The sequence below is a fragment of the Paraburkholderia sp. Cy-641 genome (assembly GCF_011752945.1).
GTDB lineage: Bacteria > Pseudomonadota > Gammaproteobacteria > Burkholderiales > Burkholderiaceae > Paraburkholderia.
On the sequence record NZ_VWWM01000141.1, the window covers coordinates 1 to 932 of the forward strand.

Sequence of the window (932 nt, forward strand, 5' to 3'; positions counted from 1 at the left end):
CCGAACACGCGCAGCCAGTTCTCGCCCATCACCTTGCGGATGCGCGCCTCGCTCCAGCCCGCCTTCTGCATCGCCGCCGTCAGGTTCGGGAATTCGCCGATCGTGCGGATGCCCTCCGGATTCACCACCTTGCCGAAATCCGTCAGACGGCGGTAGCGCCCCTTATCGTGCGTGATCCAGTCGAAGAACTCCGTCGTGTAGCCCTGCGTGAAGTCCGTGCCGATCCCCACCTTGTCCTCGCCGATCACATCGACCACATATTCGATCGCTTCGAGATAATCCTCGACGGTCGCGTCCGGCCCCTTCTTCAGAAACGGCGCGAACATCGTCACGCCCACGAAGCCGTTCGCATCGGCAATTTCCCGCAACTGCTCGTCACTCTTGTTGCGCGGATGTTCCTTCAGGCCCGACGGGCAGCAGTGCGAATACGTCACGGGCTTCTTCGAGCAGGCGATCGCATCGGACGAAGTCTTGCCGCCCACGTGCGAGAGATCGACCATGATGCCCACGCGGTTCATCTCCTGGATCACTTCGCGCCCGTAGCCCGAGAGGCCGCCGTCCGGCTCGTAGCAGCCGGTGCCGACGAGGTTCTGGGTGTTGTAGCAAAGCTGCACGACGTTCACGCCGAGTTCCTTGAAGACCTCGATATAGCCGAGGTTGTCTTCGAAGGCGTACGAGTTCTGGAAGCCGAAGATGATGCCGGTTTTATTCTCTTTTTTGGCGCGCAGGATGTCGTCGGTCGTGCGCACGAGCGTGAGGATTTCGCTGTACTCGCGGATCTGCTGCTTCATTTCCGCGATGTTGTCGATGGTCTTCTGGAAGTCGTCCCACACGGAGACCGTGCAGTTCACGGCGGTGACGCCGCCCTTGCGCATGTCTTCGAACACCGAGCGTTCGAATTTCGAAATGTTCAGACCGTCGATGATGATGCT

Annotated in this window: 1 protein-coding gene; it reads right to left on the bottom strand. The window is 60.1% G+C overall.

Annotation, left to right across the window (positions count from 1 at the left end; translation table 11 throughout):
* Positions 1 to 932, bottom strand: a 932-nt coding sequence (locus tag F3J20_RS31720) for a dipeptidase (protein WP_167285842.1), incomplete at both ends; no start/stop codon positions are given.